This window comes from Sulfurisphaera tokodaii str. 7, from assembly GCF_000011205.1.
Classification (GTDB): domain Archaea; phylum Thermoproteota; class Thermoprotei_A; order Sulfolobales; family Sulfolobaceae; genus Sulfurisphaera; species Sulfurisphaera tokodaii.
The window spans coordinates 90,533-114,723 of the sequence record NC_003106.2 but is presented as its reverse complement, the minus strand read 5'-3'; the positions used below and the strand labels follow the sequence as shown (position 1 = coordinate 114,723).

Here is a 24,191-nt window from a genome sequence, read left to right as displayed (position 1 = left end):
AAATCTTCACGTAAAAGAAAAATAATTACAGATGTAGCTCCTATTTAAATTATTAAAACTTTTTAGGAAGAAATTGCATCTCTTGGTTATGAGTTTTGAAAAAATACCTTGGGCAATAAAAGTTAGGGCATTCTTCGTAAGCTCCGGAGGTTTCCTATTAGATGGTTATGATCTTTCAGTAATATCCTTTGCTTCCACAATAATTTCTAAGGAATTTTCTTTAACTTCAGCCGAATTAGGATTACTTGTATCCTCTTCCCTTATTGGAATGATTCCTGGGTCAATAATTTTTGGTTATTTAGCGGATAAGATTGGTAGGAAAAAACTGATGGGATTCGACCTATTGATTTTCCTAGTTTTCGGCATTTTAACAGCTATCTCTAATAGTTTCGCTAGCCTTTTCCTTTCAAGACTGTTTTTAGGTTTTGGTATAGGTGGTGATTATCCGATAAGTAGCACTATAATGAGTGAACTTTCGCCTTCTTTCTCAAGAGGAAAATATCTAGTTGGCTCTATATCAATGTACTGGATCGGTACTGCAATATCAGCCTTATTTACCTTACTCCTCTTACCTACTGGTGAATATTTCTGGAGATATGTATTCCTAGTCGGTGCGATAATTTCTTTACCTATAGTATTGCTAAGAGTTAAACTTATAGAATCCCCTAGATGGTTAGTAGCAATTGGAAAAGAAAAAGGAGAAAAAGAACTTCAAGTAAAAGGTGCTACATCGTTCATGGATATATTTAAGGGAAGACTACTTGTAGTAACATTTTTTGTAACGTCAGTATGGTTTTTATTTGATGTTGCTTCTTATGGAATAGGTTTATATTATCCATATGTACTTGAGCAGTTCGCTTTTCCGTCAAAATATGAAGTAGTTTTAGGGACTTTAGCAATATCAGTGGGTGCTATAATAGGTTACATAATAGCAATAAACATTGTGGATCCTTTAGGAAGAAGACTTACATTGATTACAGGTCTTTCAGTAATGTCTATTTTACTTTACTTAGGCGCATTAACCCACATATCTGGAAGTATTTTAGTACCATACTTTATGACTTTCGTAGCTTTTGAACAGTGGGCTGGTGCTGTTACACTGTTCTATCCTACAGAACTTTACCCAACTTCAGTAAGGGCAAGCGGGCAAGGATTCGCAACTGCAATAAGCAGAATTGGCGGTGTTCTTGGCACATTTTATTTTCCTATACTAGAGCATCAGTTGGGATTTGCTAATGTCCTTATGTTGTTTGGTAGTTTATCCCTTTTAGCCGATATAATATCCATAGTGTTAGCGAAAGAAACCTCAAGAAAACCGTTAGAGGAGACTAGTATTTCAGTTTGAAAGTCATACCTAGCCAATAGCCACGAGCAATAGATTGCCCAATCGAAGGTTGATTTCTTCTAACATCATTAATAACTATGTCAGCCTTAACATTTTCTTTAACAATATTAACTCCTAACTCCTTGTACTTTTGTTGAAGTAGATAAGACCTATTTCTGTCTAAACCCTTAAACACGTTCTCTGTAATGTAAACTTCATTGTGCTTTAACCACTCAAATACATAATCTTGATAAGCATAAAGATTTGAGTTCACCAAAATCCTCATTCCCTTATACTCCTTAAACTCTGGTTGCCTCTCCTTTGGTAATGCAAATATATCAGCCTTTCTTTCCTCCGTAGATAAATATATTTTAACTCCTAGTCTCTTTAGTTCTTTTTCGTAGTAGTCTATCAATCTACTAAATTCTTCTCTCTTCCAAGGATCCCTAATCTCATTTAGCTGACCACCAATCTTATCCTTTTTCTCATATATTTTTACCTCAAATCCTCTTAAAGCCAAAACTCTCGCAGTCTCTAATCCCATTACTCCTCCTCCAACAATTCTAACTTCACCCTCACCTTTCTCTAAGTTAAGAATTTCCCATCCCAATTCTGGATTAACATCACATCTCACTTCTCTAGTTGATAACAATCTACATAATTGATTACATCTGATGCATGGTCTTATTGGTAAATTATTCTTAACTTTTATTACCCAATCAGGATCTGCCAAGATTTGTCTACCTAAAACTACGGCATCTGCAACCTCTAGGACTTTTTCTGCATCTTCTACAGTTGATACTGAACCTACCAGAAGTAATGGTAAATTAGTTACCTTTCTAACTACTTTAGCCTCATCCACATAACTTGGTCTTTTATAGTAGAATGAAGAAGAGCCGCCTAATGGACCGTCTCTACCAGCAGATAAATGAATGTAATCCAATAAATTCTCTACTCTCTTAACTATTTTTGCTACAAGTTCTGGTGTTAAGCCTTGAGGATCGAATTCAGTAACGGAAATCCTCATTCCAACTGGGATACTTACAACTCTTCTTATCTCTTTCAGTAATTCTTCTAGAAATATTACTCCATCCTTATATTTATCCTCTCTTTTGTTTGTGGCTGGTGATAAAAACTGAGCAATTAAATACCCATGAGCACCATGTAATTCTATTCCGTCGAAACCGCTTTTTTCAGCTCTTTCTGAGGCCTTAACAAAATCCATTATAACCCTATTAATATCATCTTCTGTCATCTCCCTAACTGGATCTAAAAGAGGTATATTAGAAGGAGCAATTGGATCATTGTTCCATATTAAACTCCTTCTAGTCTTCCTCCCAACATGAACAAGCTGAACGAAAATTTTTGAGTCCATATTATGAACGGCTTCAGTTAATCTTGCAAATTTTGGAATAAGTTCATCATCATATAAACCTAGCTGATTTGGAGAGCCCCTAGCATCGACCTTATTTACGTAAGTATACTCTGTAATTAATAATCCAGCAGAAGCTCTTCTTACAAAGTACCTTATATGTTCTTCAGTAGGATAGCCTTCTGGTGCCCCTAAATTAGTGATCATAGGAGACATTACAACCCTATTTTTTAACTCAACGTCCCTTATGTAAAAAGGCTCTAGTAGTCTCATGGGCTAAAAAACGTTAATAAAATAAATAAATCTAACTTACTTTTGAGAAACTCAGTATTCCTGAGATTTATCTGGTGCGATAGTTACAGAAGCTGACAAAGTACCTATTAACATTAGAAGTACTCCAAGGTATAGTGGAAATTCTGGTGAAGCTATCCTAACTAAGCCCGCTAAACCACCTCCAAAGAGAAAAGCACCTAATGCTATCAATGTACTACAGCCACACAATTTTCCTATTTTTGCCATTTTTTCTCACATGTATAATATAGTTGCACTAATTTATAAATTTTTATGATTATCAGAATCTGTGAAAGTATATAAATATACATAAATGAGTGTTGATGAATAACTGATTTAAACAAAAATAATGAAAAAATATTTTTATTAAAATTAAGATGTCTAGATAATAAGAACTAGTATCACTTTTGTCATGTTTTCCCAAAATTCACGAGTTAATGATAAGAGTAGGAAAAAAGAGGAAGAATATCAAAACTATAAAAAATAAATTAATTAATAAAAATTAGAATGTTATAACTTCATAACCCTGGTTAACGTAGTATGATACTCTTTCTCCAGCAGGCATTAGACTTATTCCCATATTTTCTAAATGTGGTTTTATGTTCATTGCCTGAGCTACACCAATACAAGCTGAGTCTATAGCCTTGCTATTTAGCATTTCTTGGAACATGTTCTTAATTTCTCCGTCTATTTGAGTTAATTTCTTTTGACTTGGGCCGAAAAATATGACTTTAACATCTTCATACCTCTTATTCTTAATTGAATTGTATGCCATTCTCATAGCTAAATCGAATTTATCGTCCCCAGACATTATTAGAAATAATACTTTTGCCATCACAATTGCTTATATTAAATTAGCTTATATTTTCATTTTTGATAAACATTAAATAGCTTTAAACTTACTAATTTATAGTAAATTTCCAAAAGTAAAGTTATGTTTAAAAAAGTGAAAGGATAAAAATATCTGTGTCATCTACAACTCTTTTTGTCAAATGGATGATACCAGTAGCTATAGTCTGGGGATTATCATATCCGCTAACTAAATTAGTATCTGAATACTCCTCTCCAATGATAATAAGTGTTGCAAGAGTAGCTGTAGGTTTCATATTTTTCTACTCATTAAGTAGGAGTCTAAGTATAGGAGTTAAACAGTTCATAAACGGATTACTAAACTTTGTCGGGTTATTAACATTTTTAAACCTTGGAGTATACTTTTCCAGAAATCCTGGTTTAGTTGCAGTAATGATATATACACAACCTCTGTTTATTCTAGTTATCGAGTACATCTTAGGAACAAGGATTAAAACCAAAGGGACAATAGGCATAATACTAGGCGTAATAGGAATAACTGCTGCAGCTTTTGTAAGTTTTGATCTAGGATTATTATTTGGATTATTAGGTGGGCTAGTTTGGGCTATAGGGACAGTTTACTACAGAAGAAATCTCCTCAAGGAAGATATAGTTAGATTAAACGCTTCTATGGCTCTAACTTCGTTGCCAATACTACTTGTACTAACTCCAATAGATTTTCATTTTACATTCACCTTAACAGCAATAAGTTTAATTATAATCTTGGCTCTGATTGCTCAGGTTGGTGGCTTCTTCTTCTGGTTTAATGCAGTGAAATACTTAGGTAGTATAAAAGCTGGTACGGGTTCACTACTGGTTCCAGTAATGGCTTATGTTTTATCTTACGCTTTCTTTAGGACAATCCCAACTCCTATTGAGATTATAGGATCTGCTATCACTTTAATAGGAGTTTATCTGACAATGACATCTTAAGAAATTTATTTTTGAACTCTAAAATAATTTTATGAATGAAGACGAATATAGGCAAAAATTAAGGGAATGGATAAGCCAGAACGCTCCCAGAAATCTTATGGGTAAAAAAATCCTTTTTGATACTGCTGAGATAGACAATTATGAGGAGTTAAGGAATTGGCAAAGGAAACTTTATGAAGCCGGATATTTAGGAATAACTTGGCCTAAAGAGTATGGAGGTCAAGGTTTAGATCCTATTTATGAGATAATAGCTTACGAAGAGTTTATTAGGGCTGGATTACCTTATGGTAGAAGTTTAGGTTCAATAGGTCTAATGGTCGCTGGACCAGCAATCCTTAAACATGGAAGTGAAGAACAAAAGAAAAAATACCTTAAAAGAATCCTTTCAGCTGAGGATATCTGGTGTCAAGGTTTTTCTGAGCCTCATGCAGGTTCTGATTTGGCAAATATTAAGACAAGGGCTGAAGATAAAGGAGAATACTTCGAAATAAATGGTCAAAAAATTTGGAGTAGTTATGCTCACTTAGCTAACTATATGTTACTTTTAGCAAGAACTGGAGAAGACAAATACAAGGGGCTTACAATGTTTATAGTTGATATGAAACAAGAGGGGATAAAAGTCTCACCAATAACCCAAATTACTGGTAAAAGTGAATTTAACGTAGTTTATTTAAATAGCGTAAAAGTACCTAAAGAAAATATAGTTGGTAAAGTTGGTGAGGGATGGAATGTTGCAATGACTGTTCTTAATCACGAGAGATTCTTCTTAGGAGTAACAATGTTATTTGTATCTAAAATACTTCTAGAGAAATTACGTGTTAAAGAATTAGAAGAAGAAATAAAAGGACTAGAAGCATTCTACAAAAGACTCCTTGTAAAGATAAGAAAGGGAGAAGAAGAAATTGATGTAGAAGGTGCCGTTTTAAAGTTGGTCTCATCAGAGATTTTACAGAGGATTTATGAAATAGCAGTATCCCAATACGATTTAGAGACTATTATGGAGGATACTTGGTATTTAGGCATGTTAGCTTCTAGGGGAAGAACGATTGCCGGTGGTACATCAGAAATATTGAGAAATTTAATAGGCGAGAGACTACTAAAATTACCGAAATAAATATTAGAAAGAGAATTAAATGAAGTATTTATGTATTTTGAGGATTTCCAAGTAGGGCAGAAGTGGGAAAGTAAGGGAAGGACTGTAACAGAAGCAGATGTAGTATTATTTACTGGTCTTACTGGTGCTCTAAACCCTTTATTTTTAGATGAAGAATATGCAAAAACAACAAGGTTTAAAGGAAGAATACTACCGGGTTTATTAACTGCATCAATTGGAGTTGGTTTGACTTACCAATTACCTTCGGATCCATTTGGAGAAGGTTTTGTTGCCTTAACTAAGCTGGAAATTAATGCTAAAAAACCAGTTAAAATCGGAGATACTCTAAAGGCTTTAGTAGAAGTTGTAAATAAGCAAGAAAGAGAAAAAGATGGAAAAGTATATTTGAAAATTTCTGTTATAAATCAAAACAAAGAAGAGGTAATGATTCTAAATATGGAAATATTAGCTAACAAAAGGAGTTAAGATCTTGTTAATCAATACCACTCTTTTTAAATGCAAGTGAAGATCAAGATCAGTAGTGAAGCCTATCCCCCCATGAACTTGAATAGAATCTAAGATTGCTCTAAAAGATTTTTTAAAAGAATATTCAAACGATGAAGGATCAGTATCAACTAGGTATCTAGATCTCGCTAATTCTAAACCTATAGCATCATCAACAAGTTTATGTTTAATTGCTTGATAAGAACCTATAGGTTTTCCAAATGCTATTCTCGTTTTAGCATATTCAATAGTCTTATTTAAACAATATATACCATGACCTAACATTTGTGCAGAGGCATTTAGAAATACAAAATTGAAATTATCATAGGGAGACCATTTGCCAGATAATATTTTATATACTCTAACTGATGGATCTGGAGATTTTATTTCCACATACTCTACCTCGCTAACTTTAGCTATGCCCTTAGGTGTAACTATATATTCAGCCTTATCTAATTCTGGTGCATAGTTTATCCCTACAGATGTCGGAACGTCATTTCTAGTCATAAAAGTTGTTGCTATTACACCAGGAAGTAAATTCTCTCCCACAAACTCATTTATTAAAACTGATTGTAAAACATTAGAATTTTCTAGAAACTCAAAAACTCCTAAATCCTTTAACTTATAAAATAGATCAAGAATTTTTTCACTATTAGCCTCATGTTTCTTACTACCTAAAATATTCCATTCCCTATCAAGGAGTTCCTTTAAAGAGTCTACGATAAGCTTTATGTCCTCATCTTCTTCTACATGTAGAAGCATATTATTTATTTCTTCTTAAACCTTAAATATGTTTTGGAAATTTCAAATTACTCTTTCTTTATGTGTATAAATATTAAAACTATTTCCCCTTAAAAACCCAATAAGAGTAACTCCAGCTTCCTCAGCAATATCAACGGCTAAACTTGTAGGTGCAGAAATTCCACAAATAATTGGTATACCAGCCTTTATTCCCTTACTTACAATCTCATAGCCTAGTCTTCCACTAACCTGCATAATGTAATTGCTTGCAGGTATTTTTCTCTCCAGTAGCAGTCTTCCAATTAACTTATCTACTGCATTATGTCTTCCAACATCCTCATATAAATAATTCAACTCCCCAGAAGTAGTAAAAAGGGCAGCAGCATGGAGTCCTCCAGTAATCTTAAATACCTCTTGATTCTCCTTCAATTTTTCTGGCAAAGAAAATATGACGTCCCTACTTACTCTAGTATTACATTTTAATATATTAAGTGTATAGAGGAATGCTCTACCACATACACCACAGCTAGAATTTACAATCATCTCACGTACTTTAACCTTTAAAGGTTTATTTAACCTAACTTCTACCACATTATCGCCCTTTATTGAGACTGATGAAACATCATCTATCGTATCTATAGCTCCTTCCGAATATAAAAAACCTAAAACCAATTCCTTATCATTACCTGGAGTTCTCATGATAATTGCAAACGTTTGACAATCATCATAGCATGTCCTAACTTCTAATGGTTCTTCCTCCGCTACGAAATCATCTTCTACTGCCTCTGTTTCATTTCTAATCTTAAATACCTTAACCCTCTTTACTTGCACTTCCAATCGCCTTAAGAATCTTTAGTACAAGATATACCCCCTTTCTAACATCTGGATCATTTAACATCCTTATTATATCTGCCATATGTATCTCGCCAGTTTCTTCTTTGCCATTTAGTATAGCATAAATTAAGTTCAGATTTCTTATTAAGTTATTATTCTCTTCTACCATAAATTCCAGATTTTGATCTATATTTTCTACTACTCCAACAAGGAATGGTAATATGCCAGATTTTTGAAGTCCCTTTAGTAATCTAAGGAAGTTATTGATTGCCTCTTGGTTTTTTATTAATTCCTCAATTAGTCCGTCAATGGTTTGAATTCTTCCCTCTTCCATTTTTTCTCCACCTCTATTCCAAATTGTCTCTTTCTTTCATTAATGTGGAATCTCCAATTATCTTTTGGTAATGGTGTCTCATTCCCTTCAGATATTTTTTCAATAACAACTGGTGTATCCTTATATGCCGGAGTACCAGTCACCTTATCTATTACATTCCCGGTTAGATTATTAACTCCTTTTGACGGGTCTGAAGCATAAAGTGGAATGAATATTTCATCCCCCTGAACCCTTTCGCTTACTAAAGCTCTACCCTTAATCTCTCCTCCGAATTTAGATTTGACAAGTATTAAATCTCCAGTTTTTATTGAGTATTTTTGCGCTAGTTCTTTTGATATTTCTATGAAAGTCTCAGGTACTTTTCTCCTTAAGCCCTCTACTCTTCTAGTCATATTGCCTACGTGGAAATGTTCAAGGACTCTTCCAGTATTTACTGTAATCTTATGCACATCATCTTGTAATTGTGGTGGTTTCCATTCTAACGGATATAGCATTGCTTTACCATCTGGAGTTGCGAAAGCATTAACATACAACAACGGCGTATCAGTTCCATCTTCATTAACTGGCCATACTAGACTCTTAAAACCTTCAAGTCTATCATATGTTACACCAGCGAAAATTGGGCATAATCTTCTTATTTCCTCCATTATTTCAGCTGGTGACGAATAGTTCCAATTTGCTCCTAAAGCGTTAGCAATCATTTGAATTATTTCCCAATCTGGTTTTGACTCACCTAATGGATCAAAAGCCTTGTATATTCTTTGTATTCTTCTTTCTGTATTAACAAAAGTACCTTCCTTTTCTAGTGAAGCAGCTGCAGGTAACACAACGTCAGCTAATTTTGCAGTCTCAGTAAGGAACATATCTTGCACTACTAGAAAGTCAACTTCTTCTAACGCTTTCTTAGTTAATGGAGTACCACAATCTACCATTACTGTATCTTCTCCTACAATATATAGCGCGTGTATTTTACCCTCAAGCACTCCCTCAATCATCTGCGGTATCTGTAATCCAGGCTTTCTGTTTAATTTTACCCTCCAAGCTTCTTCAAATTTCTCAAAAGTAACATCATCAAATTTCTGGTAGCCTGGGAAATAATTAGGCAAGCATCCGAAATCACTTACACCTTGAACATTATTGTGCCCTCTCATTGGGAAAGCTCCACTACCCGGTTTACCATAATTACCAGTTATTAATAGAAGGTCTGAGATTATAGTTGATGTATCTCCACCCCCAAGATGTTGAGTAACTCCCATACCCCAAAGTATTGCTACACTTTTAGCTGAATGTATCATTTCAGCTAATTTAATTATTTGATCTCTAGGAACTCCAGTAACGCTTTCAACATAATCTAGAGTAAAGCCTTTAATAGACTCTTTAAACTCTTCAAACCCCTTCACCCTTTTACTAATAAATTCCTTATCCTCCCATCCTTGATCAATTATATACTTAGCAACAGCAGCTAAAACAGCAGCATCCGTTCCGGGTTTTGGTTTAATGAATAAATCAGCCCAATCAGCAATCTCATGTTTTCTAACGTCGATAACTACCAATTTTGCCCCTCTAATCTTCTTAGCTCTCTTAATCTTACTTCCAGCTACAGGATGACTTTCTGTTGTATTATGCCCTACAATAACTATCAAGTCAGCATTTTCAATATCCTTAAAAGTACCAGAATCTCCACCTATTCCAACAGTTCTCCAAAGCCCAATGGTAGCTGGAGCTTGACAATATCTAGCCGAATTATCAACATTATTAGTTCCTATTACTGCCCTAGCTAGTTTTTGTAATAAATAAGCTTCTTCATTAGTCATCTTATCAGATGCTATAAAACCAATAGAATCTGGTCCGTACTTCTCTCTTATTTCCTTTAATCTTCTTGCTATGTAATTTATCGCTTCTTCCCAACTTGCTTCTCTAAAATGGTCACCTTCTCTAATGAGAGGTTTAGTGAGTCTTTCTGGGCTATTAACGAAATCCCAACCGAATTTGCCCTTAACACATGTTAAAATACCATTGGCTGGAGATTCTGGTTTAGGTTCTACTTTAAGTATTTTCCTTCCTTTAGTCCAAACTTCAAAAGAACAACCAACACCACAGTAAATACACACAGTCTTTGTTTTCTTTATTTGTGAAGATCTAGCTTTAGCTTCAATTTCACTAATTTGCATTAGTAGATTAAAATTATCTTCAACTTTACCAATAGAATCTATTATTTTCTTCTTTACTTCTGGGTTTAGCCAGGTGAAATATCCTGCTTCTCCTAACATAGATTTCTCCATTAATGCATTTACTGGACATACTGTGACACAAGTTCCACAATTTACACAAGAGGAGTTACCTATAGGATTCCCATTATCCCAAACTACTCTTGGTGGATTTAAGTCCCAATTTATCCAAATTACTTCATTAACAGCAAAATCTTGGCAAGCTTCAACGCACCTACCACAAAGAATACATTGTGAGGGATTATATACGTAAAATGGTCCAGAGTCATCAATTGGATATGGCTTTTCTATGTATTGCTGAGAATTTATTCCTAATTTAATTACAGCTTCATGAAGAGGACAATCACCGTTATTATTTTCACAGACTGTACAATACAATTTATGATATTTGAGTATTCTTTCGACTGCTTTCTTTCTTGCATTTACAGCTCTTTCACTATGTGTAACAATACTCATTCCATCAGTTACTTTTGTACTACAAGCTCTTACAAGTTTTCCATTAACCTCTACTAAGCATGTATCACAACTTTGTATTGGTACTAATCCTTCATTATAGCATATATGTGATATATAGATATTATTTTCTCTGAGGAGATCTAATATGGTGATATTAGATTCCTTTAAACTAATCTCATTACCATTTAACTTTACAATCACAGCTTTATATTAGTATTATTTTCTTATAAACGTGAGTTAAATAAACTATTAAGTATTCTTATACTGCAGAAGTTTTTAAATAATAAAAAAGAGATGATATAAATTATTTATATTTAATGATATTTTGATGATATTAATACATAAATTCATATATATACAACAATAAAATACAGAATCAAAAACTAGAGATTTCAAGTATTGAAATATAGATGATAATTTAATTAAGAGATAATAAAGCATTACTATTAAGTTAAAAATAGTCTTATTACTAGTATCTGGTTTAATCGTATATTAACTAATATCTAGCTATATTTATTGTTGATTGAAAAGAGAAGTAAAGTAAGATATAGGAAAAAAAGATGATTCTATTATGCTGGAATTAACTCATAAGTAAGGTAATTTTCTGGTTCTCTTTTAGTAATTCTTAGTTTAACTTTCATACCAACCTTAACTTCTTTAGAATTAACCCATGCAGTTACGTTAATACCATTTTTCATTCTTGCAATACCAACAATATAATCTTGATAATGCGAGAAAGATGGAGGTTTAACATTTATAATAGTATATGCCACTAATTCCCCTTCATCCGGCATCTCTACCCATTCGAGTCCACTAATTTTACATTTAGGGCAATCGTCTTGCGGTGGGAAATAGATCGTGCCACATTTACTACATTTTGTTGCTAGAATTTTACCTTCTTTAAGACCTTCAAAGAATTTTTGAACCTTCTTTATGGGGATTTGATATCTTAACGTCATTTCTCTTACATCTATCCATAATGGGTTCCCATTCTTATCTTGAATAATTGGCATTCCATACATTTGAACAACTTGATCTAAAGATGAAATTAATTGAGAAATTTGTTGTTGTAATTTTTCTCTTACATCATTTATAGTCATGATGATGGCCTCCTTGTCGAGAATATTGTCACGTATGCGTAGTGTCCTGTTCCTCCCACATTGTGTGAAATACCCATGCCATGCTTTACATCAACCTGTGTACCCTTAGGAGCCCTATAAAGCAATTGCCTTGTTATAGATACAGCCATACTAATACCGGTAGCGCCAATAGGGTGTCCTTTAGCTTTTAACCCACCATCAACATTTACTGGTATCTTTCCACCGATATACGTCTGTTCTTCTCTAGCTAATAGATATCCCTCACCCCTCTTAGCAAAACCCAAATCCTCATAAGCCATTATTTCAGCAATAGTGAAACAATCATGAACTTCAGCTACATCAAAAAACCTCCAAGCCTCATCAAAATTAATACCAGCCCTAGAATATGCTTGTTGAGCTGCTAAATAAGCAGCTTCTATACGTGTAAAATCTGTTCTCTTACTTAAGTTTGCTGTACCGCTAGCAACACCTTGTGACACAATCCAAACTGGGGAATCAGTAATTTTCTTGGCAACTTCTTCAGATGCTAAAACTACAGCGGCGGCACCATCAGTGATTGGGGAAGAGTCTAATAATTTCAACGGATATGCTACTGGTTTAGATTTAAGATATTCATCCATTGTAATTTCTTTTTGGAATTGCGCATATGGATTCCTTGCTCCGTAGTGGTGGCTTTTTATAGCAATTTTACCTAAGTCTTCTTCTTTTGCTCCATATTTAGCCATATAAGCTGAAGCATGGAGAGCATAATAGCCCGGAAATGTTAATCCGAAATTCTCAAATTCCCAGAAATAATCACCAGCCCTTCCTATTAATTCAACAACTTGAGGATTAGGAGACTGATGCATTTGTTCAACACCAACAGCTAAAGCTATATCAGCCTCACCAGATTTAATTGCTAGATAGGCATCTCTTAATGCTGCACTGCCCGTAGCACATGCGGCTTCCACTCTCATAGTCCCTTTAGGAGTTAAATCTGAATATTCTCCGACAACAACTGCTGGTAATTCTTCAGCACTCCAACTTCCAACATTTCCTACAACAAAATACTGAATATCCTTTTGATCCAAATTAGCTTCTTCTAACGCTTGTTTTATAGCCTCCCATGCTAATTCTTGAAGATTTACGTCAGTCCTAACGCCAAACTTAGTATGCCCAGTACCTATGATTGCTACATTTCTCATTTTCACACCTACATACTCTTATTAGCCAAATCTCTTAATATTTTTTTGTCTATCTTATTTGTTGAGGTAAGAGGCATTGATTGTATGAAGATGAACTTATCTGGAATCCACCACTTTTGGATCTTCCCTTGGTTACTCATTTCGAGCAAGAAGTTCCTTAATTCTTCTTCAGTAATTGGCTCTTTAGGAACTATAAATGCTATAGGTCTTTCACCCCATTTCTCGTCCTTTCTACCTACAACCGCTACTTGTGAGACCTTAGGATACAATGATATTACATTTTCTAAAAGTAATGACGGAATAAATTCACCACCACTTTTTATTGCATCTTTCTCTCTATCTACAATATGTACATATCCATACTCATCAATATAACCTAAATCTCCCGTGTGAAGCCATCCACCTCTCCATAAAGCTTTAGTCTTCTCCGGGTCTTTATAATACTCCTTTGTAAGCCAAGGACTTCTTACAACTATCTCACCAATTTCATTTACCTTTTTCTCCTCACCAGATACTGGGTCAACTATCCTTAACTGGACTAAGGGTATAGGAGTTCCAGCAGTTATTTGTTCTAGGAACTTTTTATTTTCATCTAAATTTTCTACTAATGAATTGTAATAACTCACAGTAAGCACCGGGCAAGTCTCAGAAAGTCCATAACCGCAAATTATTGTAATACCCAGTTCTTTAGCCTTCCTTGCTAACCCTTCTGGTAAAGCTGATCCACCTATAATAACTTTCCATCTCTTAAATACATGTAAGTAGTTTTGTGCCTCTGGATGGGTAATTATGAAATATAATATAGTAGGTACCATAGCCGAGAAGGTAACTCTTTCCTTATCCATAAGTTTTAGTATAAGACCGTAATCATACTTCCCCGGTAAAACATATTTAATTCCAGACAACATAAACACGTAGGGATATCCCCAAGAATGTACATGAAACATTGGAACCAATATTAAGTAAACGTCATTAGTTGTTACGTTTAAAGGTGGTCTCGCACCTACTAAGCTTACACTTAACGCGTGAAGAACAAGTTTTCTATGCGTAAACCAAACACCTTTAGGGTCACCAGTAGTTCCAGAAGTAAAGAATATAGTAGCTCTACTATTTTCACTAACTTGTGGTATTTCTGAAGGCTCACTACTATCAATCAACTCCCAAAAATCTGCATCAGAAATATTAGACCTTACTTTCTCTTTGCTATCACTATATGTTATAATCTTCATTCCCACTGGAAGAAGATTCTTGGCTTTCTCTAATAAGGGTAAAAACTCGTCCCTAACGATCAAATATTTATCTTCAGCTTGTAATATAGTCTTCAATATTATTTCTGGTGGGTATCTTATATTAACTGTATGCAAAACAGAACCCAACATAGGAATAGCATAGTAAGAATGAAGGTAGACATCAGTATCCCAATCTATAACACCTACAGTCTCGCCCTCTTTAACACCTAGTTTCTTTAACCCACTCATTAACCTTCTTACAGAATCTGCAAAAGATGAAAAAGTATACCTTCTAACATCCCTATATACTATTTCTCTATCTGGGAAGCTTTTCACTCCAGTATCTAGAATCTTATCTATTGTTAATTCATATTCGTAATATTCACTCATATAATGAAAATTGAATTGACAATTAATAAATCTTTTTACCCAAACTAATTAATTATAATTTAATACCCAATAGCCTTCTCGCTGTCTCCTTAACTATAGTAAGTTTCTGTATATCATTTGTTCCTTCATAAATTTTCATAACCTCTACATCCCTTAGCAATCTTTCAACTCCAGTAGAAGTTGCAACGCCATAGCCTCCATGTACAGTAATAGCCCTAATTACCACTTTCTCGGCTATCTCAGTAGAATAATATTTTGCCATTGAAGCAGCTACTATAGCCTCGTTCTCTAATCCTTTATCAAAAAGAGTAGCCGCCCAATAAGTGAGAAGTCTCGCAGTATTCACTTCCGTTAACGACTCAGCAATCTTTTCTTGGACCAACTCAAACATTACTATAGGTTCTCCAAATGCTATACGTTGGCTGGCATAACTTACCATTTTCTCTAGAGCGGCTTGAGCAACACCTAATGCTTGTGCTGCAACCCCAACCCTAGTTCTATCGAAAGTTGCCATTGCATATTTAAAACCGTTTCCCTCCTCACCTACAACATTCTCCTCTGGTATTTCTACATCTTCGAATATTAATTCTGCAGTATTTGAAGCCTTTAATCCTAAGGTATCGATTCTACTAACAACTTTAACTCCTTTCCATTCTCTCTCCACTACGAACATTGAAATTCCTTTCCATCTAGCTTTAGGATCTGGTGGAGAAGTTCTTGCAGTAACAACGTAATAATCTGCTATGCCACCATTAGTTATGAAGATTTTTCTTCCATTAAGTATGTATTTTCCATTAATTTTCTTTGCGGTACTCTGCATTCCAGCAACATCAGATCCAGCACTAGGCTCAGTATTTGCTAATGCTGCAACTTTTTCTCCTCTCGCAACTGGAGGAACGTATTTCTTCTTTAACTCCTCTGACCCAAAAAGCAATATCGGAGTTGTAAATAAGGCACCAGCGGCAACTCTTGTAGCAAAAGAAGGCCATATTCTAGATATTTCTTCCTGAGCTATTGCAGACATTAAAGTATCTCCTCCTTGGCCTCCGTATTCTTCCGGGACAGTTATACCATAGAGACCTAACTCCTTCGCTTTTTCTAATATTTCTTTAGGTACTTCTCTCTGTGCCTCCCCTTTTTCCACATAAGGAGCCACATCTCTCTCCATAAACTCTCTTACAGCTTTTCTAAACAATTCATGTTTTTCTGAAACTTCCACAGAGAAGACTTCTGCTGACTTAAAAGGCAAGACCATAATTACATATAACAGCTTATAAATAAAAACTTTCTTATCTTATCTAATTTTTAGTACAGCTCTTCCAAAAACCTTCCTATTTACTAAATCCATGTAAGCTTGATTTATATCATCAAGGCTATATTCTCTGTATATTGGAACTATCTTGTTTTCATGAATTAACTTAACTGCTTCTTCGTATTCCTTCTTAGTATAAGAAGCTGATCCTATAATCTTGTGTTGTCTCATAATGGATAATGCCGGTCTGCTTAACGTTATAGGTTCTCCTTCAACATTTCCTATTAGTACTAAAGTTCCTTCTTTATTAAGAGCCCTCAAAGAATCATTTATAGTCTTTGCACCAACTAGCTCAAACACAACATCAAATTTATGCCCCTTAACATCATTTATTATATACTCCGTAAATTCTTTGACTTTATCTATTTTAGATGTTAACGCATAAACCTCCTTTACTCCTAAGTACTTTAGGTATTGAATTAAATGAATACCTACTCCTCCTCCACCACCAGTAACTAGAACTTTACTTTCGTCGTTTAGTTCAACTAGCTTTGTAGCATGAATTGCTGTAGCTACCGGATCTAGTGCAGCTGCATATTTTTCAAACTTCTCGTCTGGAAGAGGTATTAAATTAGTCTCTGGTACTATAACTTCTTCTGCATAACCCCCGCTGTAGTTCTGATTTTCCCCTATTATTATAGCATTATCACAGAGATTTTCTTTTCCCTTTTTACAATATTCACATTTCCCACAATATATGTTTGGGTATACAGCTACTGGTTTACCGTTGTAGTACCCAACAATTTCATGACCTAAAATTATGGGTGTTTTTAAGTTTCTAAATCCGCCTTTCCAAATAACAATATCCCTTCCGCATATACCAGTTGCTACCACGTTTACTTTGACACCGACACCTCTGGGTTGTGAATCTTCTATTTTAAAACTCTCATTAAAGTTATAGAGAACAGCCGCCTTCATAACTTATATTATATTTAGAAACGTATAAAAATGTTCTTACTCTGTTGATAATCTCACAGTAGTAGTTGCATATCTAATGGCTTTTAACGTTTAGTAGGCATAACGCATAGTATAAACATAAAATTCTCATTAATAGAATTATACTAAAAGGACGATACTGTGTTACCCTAATTTTGTTCTTATACACTCATTTGTTGCTTTTATCATGTTCTGTATTGTAGTATCTAATAGTGATCCTACCATAGATACGGCAAAACCCTCATAATTATAATGAGATGACCATGAGATCTCGTTATTTTGCAATTTATATACAGTTTTTATATTAATTGTCACTCCAGGCCCGTTTATTTTTATTTCGTATTCGTAAGTATCCCCACTTTGCTTAAATGAGACTAATTCTCCATCAGCTGTTACACTAAATCCTCCAACTTGAGCATCTAACTTAAATTTCTTATCATTAATATCTTTTACATTTGGTATACAACTTATAAAATTTTGATAATTTTCAAAAAACTTCTTAACATCTCTGCTTGTATGAAAACTTCCTTCAATAGACATATCTACAATTTGGAAATCCTAAAATAAAAATTTTTGCCAAACTAAATGACTGGAATTTATTTGGAAAATATTTTGTTTTTGTATACAAAAAATCATAGGAAATACTTTTTCAGATAATTCTTGGTAATTTTAGGAATAGTCTAAGATCTGTGCTCTAAGTAAGTAATATGAGAGTTTGTTACTATAGAGTGAGAATGAGACGGTTAATTTAAATAGGGTATGACTAAAGTAAGAGTGAGAAGTTAGTAAATTTGTCTCTATGTTTAATTCACAAATAGCATAGACTTCTTAGCATAATAATTTTATGAAAAATTCTGTTAAATATATACGGATATCTATTAAGAAAGCTTTATATTTAGATGGAGTAGGTATATAGGATAGGGATTATAAATGGGTCTCCCACTACTACCCTTGGCTTTGGGATTTTTCGGATTGGGCACAGGATATTTCGTATATGGAGGTTGGGAGGTAAGCGGATATCCAAGCAGTAGCGAATCACTTAACAAATCGCTAGGTGAATGGGGCATATGGATGCCTGGTTTTATGCAATTTATAACTGGTGTAATTTTATGGACTTATATAGCACTGTTCCATATCTCACCGCCTAATTCGATATACATGGCAGCAGTAGCCTTTACCGCATATGGTGTACATTGGTTCGCATTAGGATTAAACAAACACTATGGAGGCGACATTAGAGTAGATGGTTATATGGCTGTAGCATTCTTATGGATATCTATTATAGGCGCATTAGTATTTTATAGTGTCAAGGATTATCCAGTAGGTATTCTATTTACTCTATTAGCGCTAGTGTATATATCAGATATCCCTGCTAGTCTACTAGTATCAAAAACCTGGACACGAATTAAAGGAGTCTTTCATCTAATCACTGGAGTATGGCTAATGTACTTAACATTTGCTGCTATAGCTAATTTCGCACTAGGATTTACTTTACCATTATAAAAGAAGTATTATTTTTATTCCTTTTTTATTTCTTTGATGTTACGGTTTTCGTATGAACAGCCTTAGTGCTGATATTAAGTTACACATAGAATATTCCTAATAAAATAATAATAAATATTATATAATCTATTAATAGAATTTAGACCTATTATTTTTATATAAATTCTATTAATTTATTAATTATTAGATTTCATATAAAGAAAGATTAGATATTCAAAATTAGATTTTATATGCTTTGATTTAGATATAGAGTTAATAACGATACTATAATTTATTCTTAGAATTATATTAATTTAAAGAAAATATTCAGTTCTTAAAGAGGCTGAATTGTACATTACTTAGGTTTAAGCAAATTCTCTATTATTTTATCAGCTTCAGTTATAACATGGTTTGGTATTTCGTCATTGTTCCACACTACATATCTCTTTCCTAATATCTCACTAATACCAATTAATACATACGAAAGAACCTCAGGGTCTACGTTAATTATCTCCCCTCTTCTCATGGCTTCGCTTAGTCCAATGGAGTACCTTTCAGCTAATTTAGTGTAATGCCAGATTAACATATTTGGCCTATGAACATGTGCCTCAATAAACAACTTGTAATAGTCTTTGTTTTCCCTTATCCACTTTAAAAATTCTCTTATTCCTACCTTTTCTTTTTCTATTCTGCTCTGAATGTTTTCCGTTTTTATCTTCAAATAATATCTCATTTCCCTATTAGCTTTTCTCACTAGTTCGTCAAAGAGCTCATATTTATTATTAAAATAATAATAAAACACGCCATAAGCCACATTAGCCCTTTTTGTAATATCAGATATAGATGTGTTCATAAATCCTTTCTCTTCAATAACTTCTATCGAGGCATTTAAAATTTTTTCTACAGTTTCAATCCCTTTTCTTGTCTTAGGTATTCTCATATCTTTTCTTTATTACGTAACGACAAAATAAAACTTTATTGGTCGATAAGATTATTTATTATAAAAATTATTAAAATTAAAAATTGACACTTTAGTCGACTTTGAAAAAAGTTCATTTTTATTGTATAAACGGTAACAACCAGTTATACGTCGTAAAATATTTAATCTAATTCGAAAAGTAGTAAATAATGATAGACCCTAAAATTAAAAAATTATTAGAATCAACAATCCAATTACCTATAGGTAAGGCATCTGTAGAGGAGATAAGATCGCTTTTTAAACAATTTTCATCTCTTACACCAAGAGAAGAAGTAGGGAAAATAGAAGACATAACCATTCCGGGTAGTGAAACAAATATAAAAGCTAGAGTTTATTATCCTAAAACACAAGGTCCTTATGGAGTTTTAGTTTATTATCATGGCGGAGGATTTGTTCTCGGCGACATCGAAAGTTATGATCCACTATGTAGGGCTATAACTAACTCTTGTCAATGTGTTACAATTTCCGTAGATTATAGACTGGCTCCAGAAAACAAATTTCCAGCTGCAGTAGTCGATTCGTTTGACGCATTAAAGTGGGTATACAATAATTCAGAGAAATTTAATGGAAAATATGGAATAGCTGTTGGTGGTGATAGTGCTGGTGGCAATTTAGCAGCTGTAACTGCTATCTTATCAAAGAAAGAAAATATTAAACTAAAGTACCAAGTTCTTATTTATCCAGCAGTAAGCTTTGATCTAATAACAAAATCCCTTTACGATAATGGAGAGGGGTTCTTCCTAACCAGGGAACATATAGACTGGTTCGGTCAACAATATTTACGATCTTTTGCTGATTTATTGGATTTCAGATTTTCTCCAATATTAGCTGATTTAAATGATTTACCACCAGCATTAATAATAACAGCTGAACATGATCCATTAAGAGACCAAGGAGAGGCTTATGCTAACAAACTTTTACAATCTGGTGTACAAGTTACGAGTGTTAGGTTTAATAATGTAATTCATGGTTTCGTTTCGTTCTTTCCCTTTATAGAACAAGGTAGGGACGCTATAGGATTAATAGGATATGTATTAAGAAAAGTATTTTACGGAAAATAATTTAGAATTTTAATCCCCCTTTAAGGCTTTCGCCAGAATCAATTACAAAAACTTGACCGGTAAGCGATTCTATTTTTAATATCGCAGTAGCAAGTTCCGCAACATCTTCTGCTTCAAGTAGTTTTCCCATAATTGTAACTTTTTCAGCAAACTCTTTTTCTGTAATACCTAAGAATTTATACATACTCTCTCCTAATTTAGTCTTAACAAAACCTGGTGCAATAGCGTTAACTCTAATCTTTGGTGCCAATTCTAATGCTAAATACTTAGTTAATGTAATTACTGCACCTTTCATAGCACCGTAAATTGATAAACCATAAGCTGGAACAATTCCAGCTACAGACGCTATATTCAGTATTTCACCCCCTTCCCTTATCTCCTTAGCAAACATCTGGGAACAATAAATTACTGATAAAAGGTCAGTAGAAATATGTTTCTCAATAAGCTTATCATCAACGTTAAGAAAAGGAGAAAATAATCCAATCCCAGCATTATTTACTAAGATGTCTACTACTTTATAGACATCGAGAGTCTTCTTAAGCAGTGTTTCGCACCCCTCCCGTGTTGATACATCAGCTAAAATTCCTATTGCTTCACCTCCTTGATCCTTAACCATTTTAACTGTCTCATTCATTTCTTCAGCTCTTTTCTTAGCATTAACCACTATTAGAGCTCCCTCACTTGCCAATCTTAATGCCAATGCCCTACCTATTCCCCTACCAGAACCAGTTATAACTACAACTTTATTTTTTAAAGAGTACATAAGAAAGAGTAAGAAAGAGAGAAAAAATACTTTATTCTCCTTTAAATTCGGGTTTTCTCTTTTCTAAGAAAGCTCTTACTCCCTCTTGCACATCCTTAGTCGTAAAGAGTAAGCCAAATAAACTCGACTCTAAATACTCTCCACTAAATATATTTGCATCATAGCCTAATTCTATAGCTAATTTTGCAGCAAGTAATGAAAGAGGAGATTTTTCAGCTATTTTAAGGGCTATCCTTCTCACTTCATCCTCAAACCTGCCTGTAGGTACAACTATATCAACTAATCCCATTTCGTATGCATCCTTCGCAGGTATCATATCACCGGTATAAATAAGTAATTTAGCTCTTCCCTTCCCTACTAACTTAGGCAATCTTTGAGTACCACCAGCACCGGGAATTATACCTAGATTTATTTCCGGTTGACCAAGCATAGAATTTTCAGACGCAATTCTAATATCACACGCTAATGCAATCTCTAATCCTCCACCTAAAGCATAACCATTTATTGCAGCAATAACTGGTTTTGTATAAAACTGAATCTTATTGGTTAGTTCACGTAAGCTTCTAAATCTTATTACGTCTATTGGTTTTAACGTTAAGAAAGACGTTACATCAGCTCCAGCAGAAAAAGCCCTACCACTTCCGGACAAGATTATAACCCTTACTCTACTGTCATTTTCTAACTCATCTAATGCTTTGTTTAATTCCCCTATCAATTCCATACTTAGTGCGTTAAGCCTCTCCGGTCTATTTAATATAATCCATGCTAAGGGCGGTTCAACACGAACTATTAACGTATTTAATTTTTTCTCCTCAACTTTACCATACTCATAAAATCCAGAACCACTCTTTATACCTAACTTTCCTTCATTGACCATATCTAATAATAAACGATCTGGCTCCTCGACTGAAAGTGAATTAATTGCTTTAACCACATTATCTATTCCTAATTCGTCAGCATACTGGAAAATTCCCTTAGGAAATCCCAATCCCAGTTTGACACCCAAATCTATGTCTTCTTTACTCACTATTCCTTGTCTAAACAGCCTTGAAGCCTCATTAACTCCTAGTGCTATGATTAACACTGGATCTAACTTATCAGCCAACTCTTTAGGTATTTCGGGCTTTGAGTACTTCCCTGGGGCAGGATAAGAATAAAATCCCTTTCCGCTCTTAACTCCAAGCTCATTCTTTTTGACCTTCTCCTCAAATAAAGCTGAACAAGGAGATTTTATCCCGTATTCCTCTAAAGATTTAGAAACATAATAATTAACATCAATACCAGTATAGTCTAACAGCTCAAAAACACCCATTGGAAATCCCAGTTTGTATTTCGCTACAGCGTCAATTGTTAGGTAATCAGCAATACCTTTTTGTAATATAATACACGATGCTGAAATTATTTCTCCTAAAATTCTATTTACTACATACCCTGGAACATCTTTATTTATCATTATAGGAATTTTACCTAGCTTTTTAGCTAACTCATAAGTTGTCTTTGCAGTCTCATCACTAGTCTTCTCACCCTTCATTACTTCAACTAACTGCATTAATACTGGGGGATTAAAGAAATGCATCCCAACAACTTTTTCCGGTCTTTTCGTAGCTTCAGCTATTTTAGATATAGATAAACTGCTCGTATTAGTAGCTAATATTGCATGAGTAGGTAATAATTCATCAAGTTTAGAGAATATTTGCCTCTTTAAATCCAGTCTTTCTATCGCAGCCTCAATTGCAAAATCAGCATCATTCACACTTTCATTCAATCCTACAACAGTCTTTATCCTAGAAATTATATTACTCGTACTTTCCTTTAACTGCCCTTTTTCTTGGAGTTTATCTAAACTCCACTTAATTTTGTTTAATGCATTATCCAGAATTTCTTGACTTATATCACTTAAATATACCTCATATCCCGCTATTGCGAATAGTTCAGCAATACCGTGTCCCATAGTACCTGCTCCTACAACTAACACTTTTTCTAATTTCATTGTACTATTAAAGGATCTAAAAGCTAAAAAATTATGCTAGTTGCAAAATATATTTAACCTAGTGCAGTCAACAAGTCACGATATTTTTATTAAAATAAATACACCTATCTCTTATGAATCCATCAGTGAAGAGTTAAAGCTCATTTCAACATTATTTATATTACTCAGATACTACCCCTTAGAATTTTACCTTTAGTCCTATCTGAAGTTATACGATTTTACGCGTTATTAGCTTATCACATTTAAAATCAGAAATTGATAAAAGTGCTTTTTTAAACTCTATTATAATATTTAAATTATGCCAGAAGACTCGGAAGGTCCTTATTTCGAAGATTTTAAAGTAGGGCAAAGGTTTAAAAGTAAGATAGGGAGGACAATAACTGATGTAGATAATATCTGGTTCACTCTCTTAACTAACAATAGTAATCAAATACATTTTAATAAGGATTATACTGAGAAATACTTTCCTGGAGAACCGTTTAAGGGAAGGTTAGTAGTGAATGGCTTTTTAACTTTAGCAATTGTAGCGGGAATGCTTGTTGAACAAACGAGTCAAAATGGTTTCATGTTAGGATTAGAGAATGTGAAATTCTTAAACCCAGTTTTCGCCGGAGATACAATCTATGCAGAAGCTGAGGTTATAGAGGTTAGGGAATCCAAAAGTAGACCGGGTTTTGGAATAGTTAAAATAAGGACATGGGGATATAATCAAAGGGGAGAAAAGGTTGTGGAATTTGATAGGGTATTCATGGTTAGAAAGAAAGGGGTAAGCTGGACTGGTGAAAAGAAAGAATGAGATGATGACA

The 24,191-nt window shown here is 34.0% G+C and carries 23 protein-coding genes; 7 read left to right on the top strand and 16 right to left on the bottom strand.

The features are described from left to right. The first annotated feature begins 88 nt into the window (after positions 1–88). Positions 89–1,345 carry an MFS transporter gene (locus tag STK_RS00480; protein ID WP_010978029.1) on the top strand — a complete coding sequence of 419 codons (1,257 nt, stop codon included), beginning with the start codon at positions 89–91 and terminating at the stop codon, positions 1,343–1,345. On the opposite strand, the gene STK_RS00475 is transcribed toward STK_RS00480, so the two are convergent. From STK_RS00475 to STK_RS00465, 3 genes are all read right to left on the bottom strand, one after another. Beyond that, positions 1,329–2,969: an NAD(P)-binding protein gene (locus STK_RS00475; protein WP_010978028.1), complete on the bottom strand. Its 1,641-nt coding sequence runs from the start codon at positions 2,967–2,969 to the stop codon at positions 1,329–1,331. The genes STK_RS00480 and STK_RS00475 overlap by 17 nt on opposite strands. 51 nt (positions 2,970–3,020) lie before the next feature. Next, complete coding sequence (locus STK_RS00470) at positions 3,021–3,215, bottom strand: hypothetical protein (RefSeq protein ID WP_052846149.1); 195 nt, start codon at positions 3,213–3,215, stop codon at positions 3,021–3,023. Positions 3,216–3,489: 274 nt separating this feature from the next. Next, the gene (locus STK_RS00465; RefSeq protein WP_052846147.1) at positions 3,490–3,822 is read right to left on the bottom strand and encodes a hypothetical protein; all 333 of its coding nucleotides are present in this window, start codon (positions 3,820–3,822) and stop codon (positions 3,490–3,492) included. A 131-nt stretch (positions 3,823–3,953) separates the two neighbouring features. Here STK_RS00465 and STK_RS00460 point away from each other — a divergent pair, with 131 nt between their 5' ends. The 3 genes from STK_RS00460 to STK_RS00450 are packed head-to-tail and all read left to right on the top strand — an operon-like array spanning position 3,954 to position 6,348. Continuing rightward, entirely contained in the window at positions 3,954–4,769 is an 816-nt protein-coding gene (locus STK_RS00460; protein ID WP_010978026.1) for a DMT family transporter, read from the top strand. A 31-nt stretch (positions 4,770–4,800) separates the two neighbouring features. Beyond that, positions 4,801–5,883 carry an acyl-CoA dehydrogenase family protein gene (locus STK_RS00455; RefSeq protein WP_010978025.1) on the top strand — a complete coding sequence of 361 codons (1,083 nt, stop codon included), beginning with the start codon at positions 4,801–4,803 and terminating at the stop codon, positions 5,881–5,883. Positions 5,884–5,913: 30 nt separating this feature from the next. Continuing rightward, entirely contained in the window at positions 5,914–6,348 is a 435-nt protein-coding gene (locus tag STK_RS00450) for a MaoC family dehydratase (RefSeq protein ID WP_010978024.1), read from the top strand. On the opposite strand, the gene STK_RS00445 is transcribed toward STK_RS00450, so the two are convergent. The 10 genes from STK_RS00445 to STK_RS00400 all read right to left on the bottom strand — a co-directional run bounded on the left by STK_RS00445 (position 6,328) and on the right by STK_RS00400 (position 17,650). Continuing rightward, positions 6,328–7,128: an acyl-CoA dehydrogenase family protein gene (locus STK_RS00445; RefSeq protein ID WP_010978023.1), complete on the bottom strand. Its 801-nt coding sequence runs from the start codon at positions 7,126–7,128 to the stop codon at positions 6,328–6,330. The genes STK_RS00450 and STK_RS00445 overlap by 21 nt on opposite strands. Positions 7,129–7,170: 42 nt before the next feature. Further along, positions 7,171–7,938, bottom strand: a complete 768-nt coding sequence (fdhD, locus tag STK_RS00440) for a formate dehydrogenase accessory sulfurtransferase FdhD (RefSeq protein WP_010978022.1) — start codon at positions 7,936–7,938, stop codon at positions 7,171–7,173. Further along, the gene (locus tag STK_RS00435) at positions 7,919–8,275 is read right to left on the bottom strand and encodes a DUF1641 domain-containing protein (RefSeq protein WP_010978021.1); all 357 of its coding nucleotides are present in this window, start codon (positions 8,273–8,275) and stop codon (positions 7,919–7,921) included. Before STK_RS00435 ends, fdhD begins: the two co-directional genes overlap by 20 nt. Next, a complete protein-coding gene (fdhF, locus tag STK_RS00430; protein WP_010978020.1) occupies positions 8,239–11,160 on the bottom strand; it encodes a formate dehydrogenase subunit alpha in 2,922 nt (973 codons plus the stop codon). Before fdhF ends, STK_RS00435 begins: the two co-directional genes overlap by 37 nt. Positions 11,161–11,528: 368 nt before the next feature. Beyond that, the gene (locus STK_RS00425) at positions 11,529–12,059 is read right to left on the bottom strand and encodes a Zn-ribbon domain-containing OB-fold protein (RefSeq protein ID WP_010978019.1); all 531 of its coding nucleotides are present in this window, start codon (positions 12,057–12,059) and stop codon (positions 11,529–11,531) included. Beyond that, positions 12,056–13,243 (bottom strand): thiolase domain-containing protein, encoded by a 1,188-nt coding sequence (locus tag STK_RS00420; protein ID WP_052846852.1) that lies wholly within the window; start codon positions 13,241–13,243, stop codon positions 12,056–12,058. Before STK_RS00420 ends, STK_RS00425 begins: the two co-directional genes overlap by 4 nt. Before the next feature lie 8 nt (positions 13,244–13,251). Next, positions 13,252–14,862, bottom strand: coding sequence for a long-chain fatty acid--CoA ligase (locus STK_RS00415; RefSeq protein WP_010978016.1), 1,611 nt, complete (start codon positions 14,860–14,862; stop codon positions 13,252–13,254). A 52-nt stretch (positions 14,863–14,914) separates the two neighbouring features. After that, on the bottom strand, positions 14,915–16,117 hold the full coding sequence (locus STK_RS00410) for an acyl-CoA dehydrogenase family protein (RefSeq protein WP_010978015.1): 1,203 nt from the start codon (positions 16,115–16,117) through the stop codon (positions 14,915–14,917). A gap of 39 nt (positions 16,118–16,156) precedes the next feature. Beyond that, complete coding sequence (locus STK_RS00405; protein ID WP_010978014.1) at positions 16,157–17,092, bottom strand: alcohol dehydrogenase catalytic domain-containing protein; 936 nt, start codon at positions 17,090–17,092, stop codon at positions 16,157–16,159. 162 nt (positions 17,093–17,254) lie between these two features. Then, positions 17,255–17,650 (bottom strand): CoxG family protein, encoded by a 396-nt coding sequence (locus STK_RS00400; protein ID WP_010978013.1) that lies wholly within the window; start codon positions 17,648–17,650, stop codon positions 17,255–17,257. 390 nt (positions 17,651–18,040) lie between these two features. Here STK_RS00400 and STK_RS00395 point away from each other — a divergent pair, with 390 nt between their 5' ends. Further along, entirely contained in the window at positions 18,041–18,613 is a 573-nt protein-coding gene (locus STK_RS00395) for a hypothetical protein (protein ID WP_010978012.1), read from the top strand. A 334-nt stretch (positions 18,614–18,947) separates the two neighbouring features. On the opposite strand, the gene STK_RS00390 is transcribed toward STK_RS00395, so the two are convergent. After that, positions 18,948–19,532, bottom strand: coding sequence for a TetR/AcrR family transcriptional regulator (locus tag STK_RS00390; RefSeq protein WP_010978011.1), 585 nt, complete (start codon positions 19,530–19,532; stop codon positions 18,948–18,950). A gap of 185 nt (positions 19,533–19,717) precedes the next feature. Here STK_RS00390 and STK_RS00385 point away from each other — a divergent pair, with 185 nt between their 5' ends. Then, complete coding sequence (locus STK_RS00385; RefSeq protein ID WP_052846145.1) at positions 19,718–20,632, top strand: alpha/beta hydrolase fold domain-containing protein; 915 nt, start codon at positions 19,718–19,720, stop codon at positions 20,630–20,632. 1 nt (position 20,633) lies between these two features. On the opposite strand, the gene STK_RS00380 is transcribed toward STK_RS00385, so the two are convergent. After that, positions 20,634–21,395, bottom strand: coding sequence for an SDR family oxidoreductase (locus STK_RS00380; RefSeq protein WP_010978009.1), 762 nt, complete (start codon positions 21,393–21,395; stop codon positions 20,634–20,636). Between the two features lie 31 nt (positions 21,396–21,426). Then, on the bottom strand, positions 21,427–23,385 hold the full coding sequence (locus STK_RS00375; protein WP_010978008.1) for a 3-hydroxyacyl-CoA dehydrogenase/enoyl-CoA hydratase family protein: 1,959 nt from the start codon (positions 23,383–23,385) through the stop codon (positions 21,427–21,429). Between the two features lie 298 nt (positions 23,386–23,683). Here STK_RS00375 and STK_RS00370 point away from each other — a divergent pair, with 298 nt between their 5' ends. After that, positions 23,684–24,181, top strand: a complete 498-nt coding sequence (locus STK_RS00370; protein ID WP_010978007.1) for a MaoC family dehydratase — start codon at positions 23,684–23,686, stop codon at positions 24,179–24,181. Positions 24,182–24,191 lie beyond the last annotated feature (10 nt).